Source organism: Sphingobacterium athyrii, assembly GCF_003071065.1.
Taxonomy (GTDB): domain Bacteria; phylum Bacteroidota; class Bacteroidia; order Sphingobacteriales; family Sphingobacteriaceae; genus Sphingobacterium; species Sphingobacterium athyrii.
The window spans coordinates 15,032-32,700 of record NZ_QCXX01000001.1 but is presented as its reverse complement, the minus strand read 5'-3'; the positions used below and the strand labels follow the sequence as shown (position 1 = coordinate 32,700).

The window sequence follows — 17,669 nt, the reverse complement described above, 5'->3', positions numbered from 1 at the left end:
ATATTATACTTTTAGAGTGGGTTTTTATGGTATTTTTGAAACGTAAAAAATCACTTAAGTTATTAGGATAGATATGAAGTGTAGAAGGTTGTTGATTGCATTGTTCATGGGTAGTGTGACCTTAGGTTCAGTGTCATGTAAAGATTTCTCAAATAAAGTATTGGGCAGTGGCAAAGAAGTCGATAGGGATACACTAAATGAAAAGTTGATCCACAAGGAAAAAGTGCCCGTTCTGTTGAACAAATGGGATTCTCTCCAAAGAAATCAGCTACATTTTACAGTTGATAGTTTGCATCCGATCCCTGTGAAGCAACAAAAGCGTAACCTGAAGGATTCGTTGCGGAGAGCTTTTGATGCGCATCCGAAACATATCTATCTGACATTTGATGATGGTCCTTTGATCGGAAGTGCGGCTATTGATTCGCTGGCAAAAGAGAAAAATATAAAAGTAAGCGTATTTTTAATTGGCAAACATGCCAATATGAGCAAAGGTAGAAAGCGGGATCTTGAAAAATATAAAAATAATCCCTTGATTGCTTGTTATAACCACAGCTATACACATGCCAATAATCAATATTCAAGATTTTATAACAATGCGGAAAAGGCATTTGCTGATTTTGAAAAGAATGAAAAGGATCTTAATCTTATGCATAAAATTGTTAGACTCCCGGGCAGAAATATCTGGATGTATGATGATATCCGAAAGATAGATTTGAAAAATGGCTCCACAACGGCTGATATGCTTCACAAAAATGGTTATCGTATTTTCGGTTGGGATGTAGAATGGCGTTTGAACAGTATTACGGGAATTCCTGTTCAACCTCAGCAAGCGACATTATCCCATATCCATAACTTTATGAACAATAAGAGTTCGATGGTTCCGAATAATGTGGTGTTTTTAATGCATGATGATATGTTCCAGACAAAAAAGGGACAGCAGGAGTTGTCTGCCCTGATAGATGCACTTAAAAAAGATGGGTATCAGTTTGAATTTATGCAAGATTATCCAATTAAATATTAAAATAAAATGGCCGATTATTGCGAGCACATTCTGTCGGCCATTTTTTAGGCTATTCCGAATTCTTTTGGATACACGACTGTTCCTTGTACTCCGGCTAATGCATGTTGACGGAGTTCAATGAGCATACAATTTTCATTTGGAACCTCAAAGGGCATGTTAATCCCATATTCGGCCATTGTCACATAACCAAACTTTGGATAATAACTGGCATGGCCCAATAGGATAATGGATCCAAAATCAAGTACTGCAGCGATTCGATGCGCTTCAGCGATTAATCTACCGCCAATTCCCCTTCCTTGAAACTCCGGCAACACCGCAATCGGTGCCAAAGCAAGAGAAGGATATTCCCGTTTCTCTGCTTCATTGCGAATTTTGATTTTTGTCAGTAAGATATAACCAACGATTTTACCATGGATTTCCGCGACTAAGGCAAGCTCCGGAATGAATCCGCTCGACTGACGTAGTCTTTCGACGAGAAATTGCTCTTGATGGTCACTATATTCTTCATGTTCAAACGCTTTTTGAATGAGCTCAAAAACTGACTGATAATCGACTTTGCTTTCCTGTCTGATTTGAATATTCATTGTTATGATATTTTGTTTTGGAAACGTATATTTCTATATTATTGCTACTATTGCCATTAAAATTATGAAATAAAAAACCCTTTATCGTAAAATCACGTATTTCCATATAATTCTGACACCATAATAATTAAAATCAAGAGTCCACTATTTTTCAGAATATAACAGTTCTATTTTGAGTAAAATATTATCATAGCATGTATTAAGACGATATTTTGTTAAAGACTTCCAGATATAACTTTTTAGCGGATTTCTTAATGTTTGGGACTGTCTTGGCATTATAACATTGAAAGGGTAAAAAGTGATAGTTTCAGGTTTTTGTTGAGTTAATTATCTATAAAACAATTGTTTATGGTTATTTTTGTCAATAGTGTGAAAATAACACTTGCTTTGTTTATTTATTTTTGTATTTTCATATCATTAAAAATTCAATTATAAACCGCCTTTGATAAGATTCTAAACCAAGAGTCTTGTAGAAGCAAATAAATAACTAATAAACATACAATTTAAACCATTAAACAGTTTTTATGATTAATTGCCATTATTTCTCAAATCAATGGAAGAGAGCGTTTTGGACTGGCTCGTTGTGCTCTTTAGTAGCGCTAAGCCCTCAATCTGTAGACGCCGCGAGCTTTGCACATTATGGAAATCTCTTCCAACAAGAATTAAGTGTTACTGGTGTCGTACGGGATGAGGCGGGATCGCCTATTTCGGGCGTTACTGTATCGGTCAATGGGACGAATTTAGTCACCAAAACCGACAATGAAGGCCGTTACAAATTGGATAAGGTTCCTGCTAACGGGACAGTCAATTTTAGGATGGTTGGTAAACAGACGATGGATGAAGTGGTCAATGGACGAAGAGCCATAGATGTAACACTGCTAAATTCCCAGTCAAGTCTCGATGAAGTCATTGTGGTCGGTTACGGCAAACAGCGGAAAGAAACAGTAACTGGTGCGGTGGCTACAGTTAAAGGAAGTGATCTTGCGCAGTCCCCAGCATTAAATGTCTCCAACGCGATGACTGGAAGAATCCCTGGTGTAATCGCTACTAACGGTAGTGCGGAGCCTGGATATGACGGATCCACAATCAAGATCCGGGGTACAAATACGTTGGGGAATAGCAGCCCACTCGTCGTTATTGATGGTGTTCCAGCTCGTGAAGGTGGAATTGAGCGACTTAATCCTCGGGATATCGAGAATATCTCTGTCTTAAAAGATGCTTCGGCCGCAATCTATGGTGCAAGAGCTGCAAATGGCGTTATTCTTGTAACAACACGCCGTGGAAAGACAGGCAAGCCACAGTTTTCTTATACCTTTAATCAAGGATATTCCCAACCGACAGTAATTCCCAAATTGACCGATGCGACACAGTTTGCTGAAATTCGCAACGAACTTGAAATTTACAATCTTCCGGTAGATGAATGGTCAGCAGCATTAACTGACCTAAACGGGAAGGGATCTTATACCAAGAAGGATGGTACCGTCTTGGGAGCACCTTTTAAACCTGAGGATATCCAAAAGTTTAAAGATGGTTCTGATCCTTGGGGGCACCCCAATACTGATTGGTATAAATCCACATTGAAAGATTGGTCACCTCAACAACGTCATAATCTTCAAATTAATGGGGGTACGGAAGACGTAAAATACCTTTTGTCATTAGGATACCAAAATCAAGATGCTTATTACAAAAATTCTGCAACCGGTTACAAGCAGTATGATCTAAGAATTAATCTGGATGCGAATATAAGTCAGTATATTAAAACACAATTTGGTGTATTGGGTAGGCAGGAAAACCGCAATTTCCCAACCAAAAGTGCAGGTACGATCTTTCGGATGCTGATGCGTGGAAATCCGACACAGCCCGCCATTTGGCCTAATGGAAAACCAGGACCAGATATCGAGAATGGCGAAAATCCGGTGGTTATTACGACAAATGCGACTGGATATGACCGAGATAAACGTTATTATTTCCAAACAAATGGACAGGTAGATATTACGAATCCATGGATTGAAGGCCTGAAATTAACATTAAATGCTTCTGTAGACAAATATGTGAAAAATCAAAAAACATGGGTGACGCCCTGGACTTTATATTCCTGGCCGGGAGGCTATGAAGCTGATGGCAAGACACCCCTGTTGCAAGCCGGTCGGCGTGGTCCAGCAGACCCAAATCTCAATCAAAGCAACGAGGATCAACTCAATATTTTGTTAGGCGGTATTTTAAGTTTTGACCGAAAGTTTGGCGACCATCAAGTAAATGCCATCGCTGGTGTAAACCGAGAAACCATTGACAATGACAAGTTTAGTGCCTATCGACGTTACTTTTTATCGAACAGTATCGATTACCTTTTTGCGGGGGGAGAACAAGAAAAAAATAATGATGGAGCAGCCTGGAAGCGGGCAAGGTTGAATTATTTTGGTCGTTTTGGCTATAATTACAAAAGTAAATATATTGCAGAGTTTCTCTGGCGTTATGACGGCTCTTATATGTTCCCAGAGAGTGAACGTTTTGGCTTTTTCCCGGGGGCAATGGCCGGTTGGGTTGTATCTGAAGAGAACTTTTGGAAAGAAAACATTCCTGTCATCAACTACTTCAAAATCCGTGCGTCCTATGGTCAAATGGGTAATGATAATATTTATTGGGAAGATAAATTGCAAGAATACCAATACTTTTCAACCTATTCATTTGGAACCTATATTGTGGACGATAAACTGGCTAAAACACTCTTTGAAAGCCGGGTACCAAATGAAATGGTCACTTGGGAGGTTGCCAATAATTATAACTTAGGTTTCGACTTCCAATTTCTACAGGGTAAGTTGAACTTTGAGTTTGATATCTTCAAAAATCGTAGAAACTCTATTCTATGGCGGAAAAATGCTTCTGTTCCACAAAGTACTGGTATGACACTACCAGCGGAGAACATTGGTAAAGTAGATAATAAAGGCTGGGAATTTAATCTGGGGTATAAAGGTAAGGCGGGCGAGCTTGGATACACTGTAAGCGTTAATGGTGGCTATGCGAAGAATAAAATTATTTTCTGGGATGAGGCACCTGGTGCTCCAGCATGGCAACAAAGCACGGGAAAACCGATCAAAACAGACATCTACTATATCTATGATGGTGTATTTCGGGATATGGAGGATATCGCCGCCAATAAACTTGATTACAGTGCTATCACAAAGACTTTACGTCCAGGTGATATGAAATATCAAGACTATGATGGTGATGGGAAAATTACACCGGATGATAAGGTCAGAAGAGACAAAAATAGTGACCCAACATTTCAGGGTGGATTCAATTTCAGCTTGAGCTATAAGGATTTTGATTTGTCCGTTTTATTCCAAGGCGCCACAGGTGGAGAGATTCGTGTTGGTACCGACGAATCGGGCTCTATCGGTAATTTTCTTGAGGAATTCTACGATAAGCGTTGGAGCATAACTAATCCGAGTAGCGTATATCCAAGACTAACGGATCGCAGTAATCAATATTACTCGTATAACAATACCTATTGGATGCGGAGTACGGATTATCTACGTCTAAAAAATGTGGAATTGGGTTATAATCTTCCATCGACAATCTGCGATAAAATCGGTATCGGATCATTGCGTGTTTATGCAAATGGTATGAATTTAGTCACCTGGAGCAAAATTAAGATGTACGATCCAGAAGCGGTAAATGCATTAGGACAGTATTATCCGCAGGCAAGATTAATTAATGCAGGCGTGTTGTTATCCTTTTAAATGCTAAAGAAGATGAAAATAAACAAGGGGCTACGGGGGGGGCCTGCTGTATATGCGGGTTCCCAAAATAACGAAAGGCCTATGAAAACTTATTCTCAGAAATATAAATTAGATAATAAAATGAAAAAAATTGCAAATATATCCCTGCTCTTGCTTGTGTTGTCGGCTGGTTTCCAGTCTTGTAATGACGATTTTGTGAATACAAAGCCACTGAGTGAGGTTCCCAATGAATTGGTATGGTCTGATGCTGGACTGTCTGAAGCTTTCGTAGTCGAAATATACAATGGTTTTGGTGTCGGTGGTTTTTACGAACAAGAAATGGCTTCCATGACAGACGAGGCATTATTCACCCATCCAAATCGCGGCATTAATACCGTAACCGAAGCACGCTCCAATCCGGCAGACCAAGGTTACATCATGGATACCTACGAATATGGACGCATGTATGTGCGTATTCGCGCCACGAATATTGCAATCTCAAATTTGAAACAGGCCAATTTTGATCAGGCAAAAGCGAATAAATTATTAGGTGAGGCTTATTTTTTGCGTGGATATTATTATCAACAGCTTTTGCGTTTTTATGGTGCTGTACCGATAGATAATAAGATCTATACCTTGAATGATAAAGATTATATGGTGCCGAGAAATAGCTATGCCGAGTGTGTTGATGCCATCGTCAATGATCTGGACAGTGCAAGCCTGCTTTTGAAAGATTCAAAGGCTGCTAAAGGACGCGCGAGTGAAACCGCCGCGCTGGCATTAAAATCGCGCGTGCTATTATATGCCGCGAGTGACCTCCACGACGCTAATAAGGCGGGTGCCAAATCTGCGCTCTTAAAAGCTTATACAAAACCAGAATATTTGATGTATACCAGTGGCAGCCAGACCGAACGTTGGACAAAAGCAAAGGAAGCGGCGAAAGCTGTTTTGAACCGGGCCGATTTTGCCTATAAACTGGATTTGACCTCCGCAGTTTCTGCCGAAGAAGGTACGGCAAACTATATGGCCCTATCCCTCGGCGGTGGAAGTAAAATGGCAGATGCTGGAGCAGCGAGGGATATGATCTTAGGTCGTTATTTTGTTGACGAAAAAGACGAACGTGGTGGCTGGGTAGGACGTGACAACGGACCCAACGGATACCATAACTGGGCGGGTAATACCCCGATACAATTGTTAGTAGATGATTACGAGACGAATGACGGTAAAAAGTTTGACTGGTCAAACGCTGCCATGGCTTCGGCTCCCTATCAAAATCGTGACCCGAGACTGAAAGCCACAATTTTATACGATGGCGCAGATTGGAAACCAAGAACAGCAGATGTGACCAAAAGAGATCCTAGCAATCAGATCCAGACTGGTCAATATGAAATTATTAATGCGGAAGGCGCTAAAGTCACCCATTTTGGTTTAGACACCAGAAAAAGCCCCGTTGAGGATTGGAATGGCTCAAGAACGGGGTATTATATGCGTAAGTTTGTTGATCCCGATCCTGCTCAGGAAGATCAGAATACAAGACAGCGTGTTCCTTGGCCAATGTTACGTTATACTGAAGCTGTACTAAACTACGTGGAGGCCTGTATTGAATTGGGGGAAGAGGCGGAAGCAAAAGCCTGGTTAAATAAAATTCGGTTCAGAGCGGGAATGCCTGCAATTGAAGAAACAGGAGCCGCGCTTAAAAACCGCTATCGCAATGAACGCAGGATAGAGCTGGCTTATGAAGAACATCGTTTTTTTGATGCAAGACGCTGGATGATAGCTGCCGAAACGATTGGGCGTAAAGCCAATATCATCAATATCACCGGCACACTGAAAGACAACAAGAAAGTAACGCTGTATAAATACGATCCAAGCAGTTATACGTACAAATACGTTGTTAGTAATATTGATCCTGGAATCGAGAATAGAAATTGGGATGACAAGATGTATTTTACGTCCTTACATCGTGACGAGATAAATCGGAATACCAAACTCATCCAGAATCCTGGATACTAAAACGCTAAACAAAACATCTCTCCGAAAATTTTCGGAGAGATGTTTTTATTATGCCTTTTTATGACGTTCGATGTTGGGTAATAACCCGGTCGCAATACCGATTAAGGGAAGGTAAGCACAGATATTAAACACATGTTCAATGGAGGTCTTATCGGCCAGCCATCCCAGAAGGGCAGAGCCTATTCCACCCATTCCAAAGGCAAGTCCAAAGAAGAGCCCTGCGATCATACCTACTTTGCCCGGAATCAATTCCGTTGCGTATACCAGGATAGCGGAAAAAGCGGAGGATATAATCAGTCCGATCAGAACAGACAGGAGCATGGTCAAGGTCAGCCCCACATGTGGTAAAAGCAACGTAAAAGGTGCGGCACCAAGTATTGAAATCCAAATAATCAGTTTGCGCCCATAACGATCGCCCAGTGGGCCGCCGAGTATTGTTCCGACCGCCACCGACGCCAGAAAAACAAAAAGATAAATTTGAGATTCCTGTACACTAATGCCAAACTTATCGATCAGATAAAATGTAAAGTAGCTGGTCATGGATGCCATGTAGAAATACTTTGAAAATATGAGAATCAGCAAGATAATCAGCGCAAAGATAATTTTGGATCTGGAAAAGTTCGACTTTATCTGTGCAGTGCCATGTGTCGCCACCGTAGATTTCGGTCTAAGGTGCAATTGATACCAATTTCCCACATAGGTAAGGATTAAGATGGCTAAAATTGCCAATACACCAAAAACACCGATATATTGTTGACCAAAGGGGATAACAATCAATGCGGCAAGAAGCGGCCCGATCGCACCACCGGCATTGCCGCCCACCTGAAAGATTGACTGCGCCAATCCCTTTTTGCCGCCGGAAGCCAAATGGGCAACACGGGAGGCCTCGGGGTGAAAAATTGAGGACCCCATCCCGATCAGGCTCACTGAAAGCAGGATATAAATAAAACTGGAGGCGAAGGCAATACAAAGTAAACCAGCCAAGGAAAACAACATGCCAATAGCCAGTGATCTTGGTGTGGGATTTTTGTCGGTATAAAGTCCGACAAAAGGCTGCAGAATGGAAGCTGTCAGCTGAAACACTAAGGTAATAATACCAATTTGGGTGAAACTAAGTGCATAATTAGACTTTAGTAACGGATAAACAGCCGGAATAACCGACTGAATAAGATCATTCAACAAATGGGAAATGCTAATTGCAAATAAGATAGGGTAGACGGTCTGGGAACTATTCCAAGAACCATCCGCTTTTAAAGATTCTGTTTTCATAATTAATACATCAGGTCATCTGATGTTTTGTCTCGTGATTTATTATTATTTGATTGTCGGGATCGTAAAGGAAAAAGGGTTAAGAAAATTATTTTTGTTGGATAATTTGATTCGCCACCGCAAGAGCCTGCTGGATATTTTTATCTTTAATTGCTTGCATTAAATCCTCATGCTGCTTCTGTGAGGCGAGAAAAGGGGAGGTATCCTTATAAATTTCCATGAAAAATTTATTCACGTGAGCCGATAAGGTATTATATAAGGCTGTCAGAATATTATTGCCGCAAGATTCAGCAATAGCGCTATGAAAAGCGATATCTGCTTCCACACAAGCAATAAGATTTCCTTCGGTCGCATATTTTGTTCTATTTTTAAGTGCAAGACTCATATCTTTCAGGCCTTTTTCTGTTCGATTTACTGCTGCTTTTTCAATAATTTTCAGTTCCAGGACATGTCTTACCTCAAAAATATCGTTAAAATTACCCTTTTCAATTTTTGCGTCAAGCGCGTGATTTCCGGTCACACTCTTGATAAAAGTGCCCAGCCCCTGTTGTACATGCAGATAACCAGATTGACTTAAATATTTAACGGCCTCGCGAATTGTTGATCTTCCTACCGCAAACTGTTTCATTAATTCCGGCTCAGTGGGGAGTTTCGAATCAATCGGGAAATTGCCCAGTTTAATTTTTTCTTCAATCGCAGCAGCGACTTCCTCAGCCAAAGATCTTCTTACAATGTGTTCAGTTTTCATATAGTCATATCATCTGATGATTGCAAAGGTAGGATAATTTTCAGTTGGAGCACAACTATTTTTTTAATTTTATTAACCTGCCCATCGCGGTAGCTCTTTAGAGACCTCGATAGTGGCTGAGGACTGTTGATAATGAAAAATGATTTCAGGCTCTATGGAGTTTTCTCTTACGTCCACACCCTTTAGCGTATCAAAGATATCCAGATTTCGTTTGAGCAGTGGGAGGGCCCGAATGTATAAATCTTCAATAGTTTCCATACTACGGTGGGCTTGGTTATCTTTTCGAGCCTGTGCCCGGGCCAAACAAATATCCATATGATCCGTGTAGAAGAATAATATTTCTATTCTATTATCGGAATGAAAAGCTTTGACCATTCTCAACATGTCGAAATGTTTTCTCAATCCTAAATTGAGTTCTATTGCAAAGTCCCGGTTGGCGGAAAGCTCATGCTGTAACATTTTTTCAAATCGTTTGTACCCACTCCTGATGCCGAGCTCGCGATAACGCTGCACGATAAGATCGGGATCAAGTATTTTTATGCCCTCAGGAACAAAGTCCGGTCCGAAGGTGCTTTTACCGATGTTAGGTGGGCCGGCTATGATATATATAGTTGCCATATTTAGATGCTTTGAATTGTTCCATCTTGATATTCAGCAACCATCTGTCCATTTTTCCGGTAAATCAAAGGTTGCTGTCGGGCAAAGAGGTAACTACGGATTTTCTGTTTTAGCTCTTTTTTCCAAGCTGTTTTTTCTTCCATAGCCATAATAAAAGGATCTTTTTGCATCCTTCCAACCGTGATTAGTTCCCCTTCTTGAATTATTTTTTTCATTTGGCATTTAATTAATTGCTGTCGCGATTGCTAGTTAAATATAAACAGATATTGTTAAATACTAAAATTATATTAACATAAAATAATTGAATTGCCGAATATTTTAGGTGTAAAAATATCCGTCGTTAGAAACCCGAAATAAAAAAGAAACAGCTATCGTAGTCATCGGGAAGACGTTAACTTGTATGTAGGCAAATATTTCCCAGAAGTATGGAGGCAATGTTAATGAAAGATCTTTAGCCGCAAAAAATGCTTTTTGTTTGCTGCTGAACCGATAATAAGTAGTCAAGAAAACAAAATATCAAAAATATTCTTTTAGTAAGTAACTAAACTTAGATAAACTTAAAAAATGATTAATTCACGTAGAGATTTTATAAAAAAAGCTGGGCTGTTGACTGCAGGTATCTATACAGGAACACATGCCTTCAGTGCTTCAAGTTATCGACGGATTGTTGGCGCGAATGACCGCATTAATATTGGGGTGGTTGGATTTTCAGATCGACATAAAGGAGCACATGCTCCCTCATTTCTTGCGGCCTATAAAGAGCTGAATTTTGATATTATTGCTGTAAGCGATATCTGGAAGCTGCGTCGGGAGGAAGGCGTGGATTTCTGGAAACAAAAGCTGGGACATGCCATTACACCCTGCCTGAATAATGAGGCCTTGTACGATATCAAGGATGTCGACGCGGTATTTGTTTCGACCTCCGATTTTCAGCATGCGCTACATGCGATAGAAGCGGTACAGGCCGGTAAAGATGCTTATGTTGAAAAGCCACTGGCCGAAACGATGGAAGATGCCCGTGCGGTATTAAAGGCGGTGAAGGATAGCAAACAGATTGTGCAGATCGGTTCACAACGTCGGAGCGGTTTAAATTACTTTGCCGCAAATGATTTTATTAAAAGCGGAAAATTTGGAGATATCGTCATGGTGGAACTCACCTGGAACGTCAATCAGCCGGGACGATGGCGTAGACCTGATCTAGTGGGCAAACTAAGAGAAGAAGATACCGACTGGAAGCGATTTTTGCTCAATCGCCCGGAAGAGCCTTTCAATGCCAGACATTATCTGGAATATCGACTGTTCTGGCCTTATTCATCTGGTATTCCCGGACAATGGTTATGCCATCAGATTGATACAGTGCATTGGTTTACAGGTCTCCCGCACCCCCGTAGTGTAGCAGTAAATGGAGGGAATTACCTTTGGAAAGATGGTAGGGAAAATGCGGATACCTTTACTGCTGTATTTGATTACGGTCCATTAGACGATCTGACTAAAGGATTTCAGGTACTGTTTAAATCCAGACAGACAAATTCAGGCGTCCTGAACGGAGAGGAGGTGAAGGAAATTTATTACAGCAACGGCGGAACGCTCAATTTGGATACCAATAAAATATCGGCTACGGGCGGTCTGACTGAAGCGTACGCTAGTGCAATGGGAATGAAGGCAAATTTATTGCCGGATATCACCTTGAATAATATCCGGGTCGGTACGGCGGCGAATACCGGCGGGGATGTTGTCACAATGGCACATATACGCAATTGGATGGAGTGCGTCCGTAATCGTAAAGAACCCAATGCGCCAATTGAAGCGGGGTACAACCATTCAATTGCGGTTATTATGGCAAATGCAGCCTACAGGACAGGAGAAAAGGTTATTTTTGATGATAAACGACAAGAAGTGATTGCAGGTGGGAAAGCATTCAAATATTAACCAGATTTAATTCAGATCAATCCGACAAATGAAAAAACTACTCTTACTTATTCTATTGTTAGCGGTCATTATACCCCTGGTTTCCGCTCAAAAAAAACAGTTTATAACTGTTCGGCAAGACAGCGCGCGTAAGGAAATTATTGTTACGGCAGATGATAGCCCTTTTACCGCATTTATCTATCCGGATAATTTGGAAAAACCGACATTGTATCCGATTTTTGCCGCCAATGGCGAGGTTATTACCCGAGGGTTTCCACTGGCTCCACGTCCGGGTGAACCCACAGATCACCCACATCATATCGGCTTGTGGATGAACTATGAAAGTGTCAATGGCCTTGATTTTTGGAATAATTCGTCTGCCATACCAGAAATTAAGAAAAACAACTATGGCTGGATCAAAACAACGGCCATCTCCGAAATTAAAAGTGGGACATCCGGTGTCATAAAATACAGGGCAGATTGGTGCGACATCAAAAAACATGTGCTGTTGAAAGAACATACCGCATTCACTTTTACGGCAACAACGAATCTTCGCATCATCGACCGGACCACAACATTTACTGCGATGGAGGCGGTATCTTTTGCTGATGTCAAGGATGGGCTATTGGGTCTACGTGTCGCACACGAACTGGAATTGCCTTCCAAAGAAGAACGGCAGTTTACAGATATCCACGGTTCAGCGACGACAGTTAAGCGCAATTCTGAGCATAATGTTACAGGTCAATACCTAACCAGTGAGGATAAAACAGGAGACGATGCCTGGGGCTCCCGTGGAAAATGGTGTATGCTTTATGGACAAAAGGGAAAAGATACCATTAGTATAGTGATTATGGACGATCCGGACAATGTCGGCTATCCGACTTATTGGCATGCACGGGGCTACGGCTTATTTGCCGCCAATCCACTTGGACAAAAAGTTTTTAGCCAGGGAAATGAAGTCCTGAATTTTAGACTGGAAAAAGGCAATTCAGTAACATTTCGGTATCGTATTCTCATTGCATCAAACAAAAAAAGGTTGTCAACAATAGCAATTAACAAGTTATGGGAAGAATTTGCGCTTACCGATAAAAAGGTCAGGAAGTAGTAGCGATTTGTCTTTAACCCATGCAGTATATGCTGCTTTACAACTATGGGTTGATAATTGCAACTATAAGTAGTGCAATAACAACTAGAAGTAGTCGTTATTTTATCCTATTTGGCCGTGGCTCCGTGTATCTTTGCAGAGTCAAACATAAACAGAATTGCAATTATGGACGTAAAGATATTGGGCAATAGAATTGCCAATGCCCGAAAAGCACAAAACATGTCTCAGGCTCAACTCGCAGGACTTTTATTTATTAGTCCGCAGGCCGTAGGAAAATGGGAGCGAGGAGAATCCATCCCTGATTTTATGACAATCAATCAGCTAGCCGATATTTTTGCTGTGGGACTGGACTATTTTTCTGACGGTACCCAGGAGGAGAGGGGCCGGGAGCTTCCAAAACTTACAGATTACAACGGTGAGGGTAGCTTAGCAGGAATGACCAGCGACTTGGAGCCAGCCACCGGGACGGAACGACCGCTACTGACTGATTTCAGCGGCAGCGCTTTAGCAGGAACTGATTTTGTCGGTGTCCATGCCCCCAGACGCAAATTCCTGGGAAGTGATTTACGGAATGCCGATTTTTCGAATGCCGATCTCAACGGTAGTACCTTTAAAGGAAGTGATCTATCCGGCGCACATTTCAAGGAAACCGATCTGCGAGGCTGCAAGTTTTCCGCAAACAATCTCACAAACGCCAGCTTTGATAAGACTATTCTTACGGATACAGAGTTCTATGCATCCGAGCTAACCAAATCAAATTTTACGGATGCTTCATTGATCAATGTTAAGATCACGTCCATTGATCTTAGAAAAACAGTCTTTGAAAATTGTTCCTTTAACGGTACGACATTTAAATCCTGTGACATGAGCGGTATCAACCTCGATGGACAGACCTTTATTGATGTAATGTTTGATCGTGTTGCGCTGACAGGTGCTTCTTTTCAGGGAGCGACATTTAGAAATGTCTCATTTCGATCTAGTTCTGTCTTAACAAACAGATATTATAAAACACTCCAAACAATTCGTTTCGACGGGGCAATGATGGACAAGCTAACATTTGCTTCGCTCAAGGGTTTAGGTGTAGATCTCTCTCTTGTTAAAACCCTATAAGTGAACAGTTCTTGGCAAAATGAGCCCTGTTTCATCTACCCTCGAAAGCTCCAATAAAATTTTCGAGGGTAGAAATGTGGATATCCCCATTTGGGAGTGCATCATAGAAAGTTTTGGTACAGGCACTGATCGAAAGAAACCGACTTTAGTAAGTTTTTTTTAAATTAGAACATTAAATTGATCTTATGAAAAAACTTCCAATTCTATTCTTTTTATTGATTTCAAGTGCGGGCCATTCTCAAAACCTTTCACCGTACGAGAAAGGAAATGGTAATCAGTCGACGACTTTTGCGGAAATGCGCAAATTCTATCAGGGATTGGCGAATCAATTTCCCGCAATCAGTTATGAAACAAAGGGAGAAGATGACAACCGGGCCCCGATCGATGTTGTTATATTCAATCCATCGCAACAAAGCCCGGAGGAAGCAAGAGAAAATAAATCGGTACTGTTTATTAACAATGGTATTCACCCCGGGGAGCCCGACGGAATTGATGCAACCATGATGCTTATGAGAGATCTGGCAACAGGCAGAATAAAAACACCTAAGCATGTTATTATAGCTGCGATAGCCAGCTATAACGTCAGCGGAATGCTAAATCGCAACGGGTTTTCTAGAGCAAATCAAAATGGACCCGAAGAATATGGCTTTCGTGGAAACGCAAGAAATTATGATCTCAATAGAGATTTTATCAAAACAGACACGAAAAATTCGCGGAGTTTTCAGCAGATTTTTCAATGGATAAAACCAGATGTTTTTATTGACAACCATGTCAGCAATGGCGCAGATTATCAATATACGTTTACTTATATCTCGACCAACAAGGAACGCTTGGGGAGAGTTTTAGGGGACTATTTTAATGACGAAATGCAAAAAACACTGTTAAAGGATCTTGAAAAAAATGGATTTATTTCTGTTCCCTATGTCAATATTCACAATGATGTTCCAGATCTTGGTTTCCCCGTTTTTATGGATTCACCCAGATATGCCACAGGTTATACGAGTCTTTTCAACGTCATTGGAACGGTGGTCGAAACACATATGTTGAAGCCCTATAAAGAGCGTGTAAAGGCAACGTATGATTATATGCTAAATACGCTCGATTTTATTGAGCGAAATCATAAGGTTATTCAACAGAAGAGAGCGGACAATTTAAAACAGTATAGTATCGGAAGCAAATATTCCATTGCATGGAAACTCGATACGACGAAATATGAAAATATTGATTTTAAAGGGTTTGAGGCAAAATATAAACCAAGTGATGTTTCCTCCGGAAAAAGATTGTGGTACGACCGAAATTCCAAATTCTCAAGACAGGTTAAGCTATACAATACCTACCTACCAACCAAGGAAGTTACTATTCCGAAGTATTATGTAATCCCGCAATCCGAATGGAAAGTTATTGACTTATTGAAGCTCAATCAGATCAGAATGAATCCAATTGAACGAGATTCCACTATTGTTGTTGAACAATACCGAATCAACGATTTCAAGACGACTTCTACACCTTATGAAGGGCATTATCTCCATTATGATACCGATGTGTTGAGGGAAATGAAGGAAGTGAGGTTCAGGGCCGGAGACTTTTTGGTTCCGCTGGATCAGGATGGCGTAAAGTATCTTATGGAGACACTGGAACCCGAAGCGATGGATTCCTATTTCAACTGGAATTTCTTTGATGCGATCCTTGGACAAAAAGAATATTACTCTGCCTATGTTTTTGAAGATACGGCAGCCAAACTTTTGAAAGAAAATAAGGATTTAAAATCTGCCTTTGATAAAGAAAAAGCAGGTAATCCAAAATTTGCAGCTGACGGAAAGGCCCAATTGGATTGGGTATATAAGCATTCGAATTATTATGAAAAATCACACCTACTGTATCCGATTTTTAGAATTGTGCCTTAACGCGGTATATCTTGTTCTATAAGTCCGTACTGTGGCTGTTTTTCTGAGCAACTTTGGTTGCTATACTTTTTTTGCCGTTGATTTAGCTGCAGTTGTTTTAGCCGGTGCCGCCGCTGTTTTCTTTGGCGTAGCTTTAGGCTGCGCCTTAGCTGGCGTGCTGGAATCTTTGGCTGCTGGCGGAGCCGCTTTGGCTACAGTGTTTTCAGCTACAATTGATTTAGCTGTGGTTGTTTTAGCAGGTGCCGCTGCTGTTTTCTTTGGCGTAGCTTTAGGCTGTGCCTTAGCTGGTGTGCTGGTATCTTTGGCTGTTACCGGAGCCGCTTTGGCTACAATGTTTTCAGCTGCAGTTGATTTAGCTGCGGTAGTTTTAGCCGGTGCCGCTGTTGTTTTCTTTGGCGTAGCTTTAGGCTGCGCCTTAGCTGGCGTGCTGGTATCTTTGGCTGCTGTCGGAGCCGCTTTGATTACAGTGTTTTCAGCTGCGGTTGATTTAGCTGCGGTTGTTTTAACCGCTGAAACAGTTGTTTTCTTTGGCGTAGCTTTAGGCTGTGTTTTAGCTGGTGTGCTGGTATCTTTGGCTGCTACCGGAGCCGCTTTGACTACAGTGTTTTCAGCTATAGTTGTTTTAGCAGCCGGTGCCGCTGCTGTTTTCTTTGGCGTAGCTTTAGGCTGCGTCTTAGCTGCAGTACTGTTATTTTTAGCCAAAGTCTTATTTTTAAGACCCTCAATCAATAATTTGGCAGCCTTTTCAATTCTGTTGCTAAATTCCTTTTCGCTGAAATGATCACGTAAATAAGAAATAGTATCTTGTAAATGAGTGATGACTTTATTTTTTAATTCTTTTTTAGGAGATTGAATTTTTGCAGACTTAGCCATAATTTATTGTTGTTTTGAGAATTAACATAAATATAACATTAATTTGATTATAAATACACTAAATACTAACAAAACTTAAAGCGTTAAAGTTTCACTTTTTGGTAGCCCCTTTATTCTCGGGCAAAGGATGTCATGACTGGGATTATAGCTGAAATATGGTATTTTTAAAGAAAAAAATGATTGTAAGAGCAGCTGCGGCGAACTTGATCCAAGCGGACAATGTTCTTGAAGAAGTAAAAACACACATGTCTAGTCAAGGTATTGATCAGTGGGATCAGGAGTATCCAAATAAGGATACACTTGCGGCTGACATCGAGCGAAAAGAAGGATTTGTTTATGTCGATCAAGGTCAGATACTCGCATATATGGCACTTAATGAGCGCCACGATGAAGAATATAATGATTTAAGCTGGGAAACCCCGGTTCCTTTTCTTGTAATTCATCGTTTATACGTAAAGCCTTCGGCGCAAGGGAAAGGGATTTCGAGCCAAATGATTCGTTACGCCGAACAATATGCTTTGGAAAATCAATATAAATCAATACGTTTTGATGCTTTCTCGTTAAATAATCAGGCTAATACCGTGTATCTTAAAAAAGGATATAAATTTGTCGGAACGGTCTCTTTCCGAAAAGGAATATTTAATTGTTATGAAAAGGAAATTTATACTGTATAGTATATAAAGCCACTTTTTGCCGGTTGCTCAGAATAACTTTGAAATGATACATCAAGAAGTTGGTGGTACTTAAATAAAAATATCCCTTCCCAGCAAAAGGGATATTTTTATTTAAGCTTATTA

Annotated in this window: 14 protein-coding genes; 8 read left to right on the top strand and 6 right to left on the bottom strand. The window is 40.7% G+C overall.

The annotated features are described in order from the left end of the window. Positions 1 to 73: 73 nt before the first annotated feature. On the top strand, positions 74 to 1,021 hold the full coding sequence (locus DCO56_RS00160) for a polysaccharide deacetylase family protein (RefSeq protein WP_245935748.1): 948 nt from the start codon (positions 74 to 76) through the stop codon (positions 1,019 to 1,021). A gap of 44 nt (positions 1,022 to 1,065) precedes the next feature. On the opposite strand, the gene DCO56_RS00155 is transcribed toward DCO56_RS00160, so the two are convergent. Beyond that, a complete protein-coding gene (locus DCO56_RS00155) occupies positions 1,066 to 1,605 on the bottom strand; it encodes a GNAT family N-acetyltransferase (protein WP_181390416.1) in 540 nt (179 codons plus the stop codon). A gap of 524 nt (positions 1,606 to 2,129) precedes the next feature. On the opposite strand from DCO56_RS00155, the gene DCO56_RS00150 reads away from it, so the two are divergent. Both DCO56_RS00150 and DCO56_RS00145 read left to right on the top strand, forming a co-directional pair. Further along, complete coding sequence (locus tag DCO56_RS00150) at positions 2,130 to 5,345, top strand: SusC/RagA family TonB-linked outer membrane protein (protein ID WP_108631773.1); 3,216 nt, start codon at positions 2,130 to 2,132, stop codon at positions 5,343 to 5,345. Positions 5,346 to 5,465: 120 nt separating this feature from the next. Further along, the gene (locus DCO56_RS00145) at positions 5,466 to 7,337 is read left to right on the top strand and encodes a RagB/SusD family nutrient uptake outer membrane protein (protein WP_108632874.1); all 1,872 of its coding nucleotides are present in this window, start codon (positions 5,466 to 5,468) and stop codon (positions 7,335 to 7,337) included. Between the two features lie 48 nt (positions 7,338 to 7,385). On the opposite strand, the gene DCO56_RS00140 is transcribed toward DCO56_RS00145, so the two are convergent. The 4 genes from DCO56_RS00140 to DCO56_RS00125 form a co-directional block, all read right to left on the bottom strand. Beyond that, positions 7,386 to 8,606 carry an MFS transporter gene (locus DCO56_RS00140; protein WP_108631772.1) on the bottom strand — a complete coding sequence of 407 codons (1,221 nt, stop codon included), beginning with the start codon at positions 8,604 to 8,606 and terminating at the stop codon, positions 7,386 to 7,388. An 88-nt stretch (positions 8,607 to 8,694) separates the two neighbouring features. Further along, entirely contained in the window at positions 8,695 to 9,354 is a 660-nt protein-coding gene (locus DCO56_RS00135; protein WP_108631771.1) for a FadR/GntR family transcriptional regulator, read from the bottom strand. Positions 9,355 to 9,426: 72 nt separating this feature from the next. Beyond that, complete coding sequence (locus tag DCO56_RS00130) at positions 9,427 to 9,972, bottom strand: hypothetical protein (RefSeq protein ID WP_108631770.1); 546 nt, start codon at positions 9,970 to 9,972, stop codon at positions 9,427 to 9,429. 2 nt (positions 9,973 to 9,974) lie between these two features. Next, positions 9,975 to 10,187, bottom strand: coding sequence for a hypothetical protein (locus tag DCO56_RS00125; protein ID WP_108631769.1), 213 nt, complete (start codon positions 10,185 to 10,187; stop codon positions 9,975 to 9,977). Positions 10,188 to 10,536: 349 nt separating this feature from the next. Here DCO56_RS00125 and DCO56_RS00120 point away from each other — a divergent pair, with 349 nt between their 5' ends. From DCO56_RS00120 to DCO56_RS00105, 4 genes are all read left to right on the top strand, one after another. Continuing rightward, positions 10,537 to 11,901, top strand: coding sequence for a Gfo/Idh/MocA family protein (locus DCO56_RS00120; RefSeq protein WP_108631768.1), 1,365 nt, complete (start codon positions 10,537 to 10,539; stop codon positions 11,899 to 11,901). A 28-nt stretch (positions 11,902 to 11,929) separates the two neighbouring features. Continuing rightward, positions 11,930 to 12,985, top strand: a complete 1,056-nt coding sequence (locus DCO56_RS00115; protein WP_108631767.1) for a DUF6807 domain-containing protein — start codon at positions 11,930 to 11,932, stop codon at positions 12,983 to 12,985. A gap of 165 nt (positions 12,986 to 13,150) precedes the next feature. Next, positions 13,151 to 14,095, top strand: coding sequence for a pentapeptide repeat-containing protein (locus DCO56_RS00110; protein ID WP_108631766.1), 945 nt, complete (start codon positions 13,151 to 13,153; stop codon positions 14,093 to 14,095). Between the two features lie 185 nt (positions 14,096 to 14,280). Further along, positions 14,281 to 15,999, top strand: a complete 1,719-nt coding sequence (locus DCO56_RS00105; RefSeq protein WP_108631765.1) for a M14 family zinc carboxypeptidase — start codon at positions 14,281 to 14,283, stop codon at positions 15,997 to 15,999. 60 nt (positions 16,000 to 16,059) lie between these two features. Here the strand turns inward: DCO56_RS00105 and DCO56_RS00100 are convergent, their stop codons facing one another. Next, on the bottom strand, positions 16,060 to 16,872 hold the full coding sequence (locus DCO56_RS00100; RefSeq protein WP_108631764.1) for a hypothetical protein: 813 nt from the start codon (positions 16,870 to 16,872) through the stop codon (positions 16,060 to 16,062). 155 nt (positions 16,873 to 17,027) lie between these two features. On the opposite strand from DCO56_RS00100, the gene DCO56_RS00095 reads away from it, so the two are divergent. Beyond that, positions 17,028 to 17,546 (top strand): GNAT family N-acetyltransferase, encoded by a 519-nt coding sequence (locus DCO56_RS00095; protein WP_219929277.1) that lies wholly within the window; start codon positions 17,028 to 17,030, stop codon positions 17,544 to 17,546. Positions 17,547 to 17,669: the final 123 nt, after the last annotated feature.

Coding starts and splice junctions, on each gene's coding strand:
- DCO56_RS00160 (WP_245935748.1), top strand. CDS start 74: ATGAAGTGTAGAAGGTTGTTGATTGCATTGTTCATGGGTAGTGTGACC.
- DCO56_RS00155 (WP_181390416.1), bottom strand. CDS start 1,605: ATGAATATTCAAATCAGACAGGAAAGCAAAGTCGATTATCAGTCAGTT.
- DCO56_RS00150 (WP_108631773.1), top strand. CDS start 2,130: ATGATTAATTGCCATTATTTCTCAAATCAATGGAAGAGAGCGTTTTGG.
- DCO56_RS00145 (WP_108632874.1), top strand. CDS start 5,466: ATGAAAAAAATTGCAAATATATCCCTGCTCTTGCTTGTGTTGTCGGCT.
- DCO56_RS00140 (WP_108631772.1), bottom strand. CDS start 8,606: ATGAAAACAGAATCTTTAAAAGCGGATGGTTCTTGGAATAGTTCCCAG.
- DCO56_RS00135 (WP_108631771.1), bottom strand. CDS start 9,354: ATGAAAACTGAACACATTGTAAGAAGATCTTTGGCTGAGGAAGTCGCT.
- DCO56_RS00130 (WP_108631770.1), bottom strand. CDS start 9,972: ATGGCAACTATATATATCATAGCCGGCCCACCTAACATCGGTAAAAGC.
- DCO56_RS00125 (WP_108631769.1), bottom strand. CDS start 10,187: ATGAAAAAAATAATTCAAGAAGGGGAACTAATCACGGTTGGAAGGATG.
- DCO56_RS00120 (WP_108631768.1), top strand. CDS start 10,537: ATGATTAATTCACGTAGAGATTTTATAAAAAAAGCTGGGCTGTTGACT.
- DCO56_RS00115 (WP_108631767.1), top strand. CDS start 11,930: ATGAAAAAACTACTCTTACTTATTCTATTGTTAGCGGTCATTATACCC.
- DCO56_RS00110 (WP_108631766.1), top strand. CDS start 13,151: ATGGACGTAAAGATATTGGGCAATAGAATTGCCAATGCCCGAAAAGCA.
- DCO56_RS00105 (WP_108631765.1), top strand. CDS start 14,281: ATGAAAAAACTTCCAATTCTATTCTTTTTATTGATTTCAAGTGCGGGC.
- DCO56_RS00100 (WP_108631764.1), bottom strand. CDS start 16,872: ATGGCTAAGTCTGCAAAAATTCAATCTCCTAAAAAAGAATTAAAAAAT.
- DCO56_RS00095 (WP_219929277.1), top strand. CDS start 17,028: ATGGTATTTTTAAAGAAAAAAATGATTGTAAGAGCAGCTGCGGCGAAC.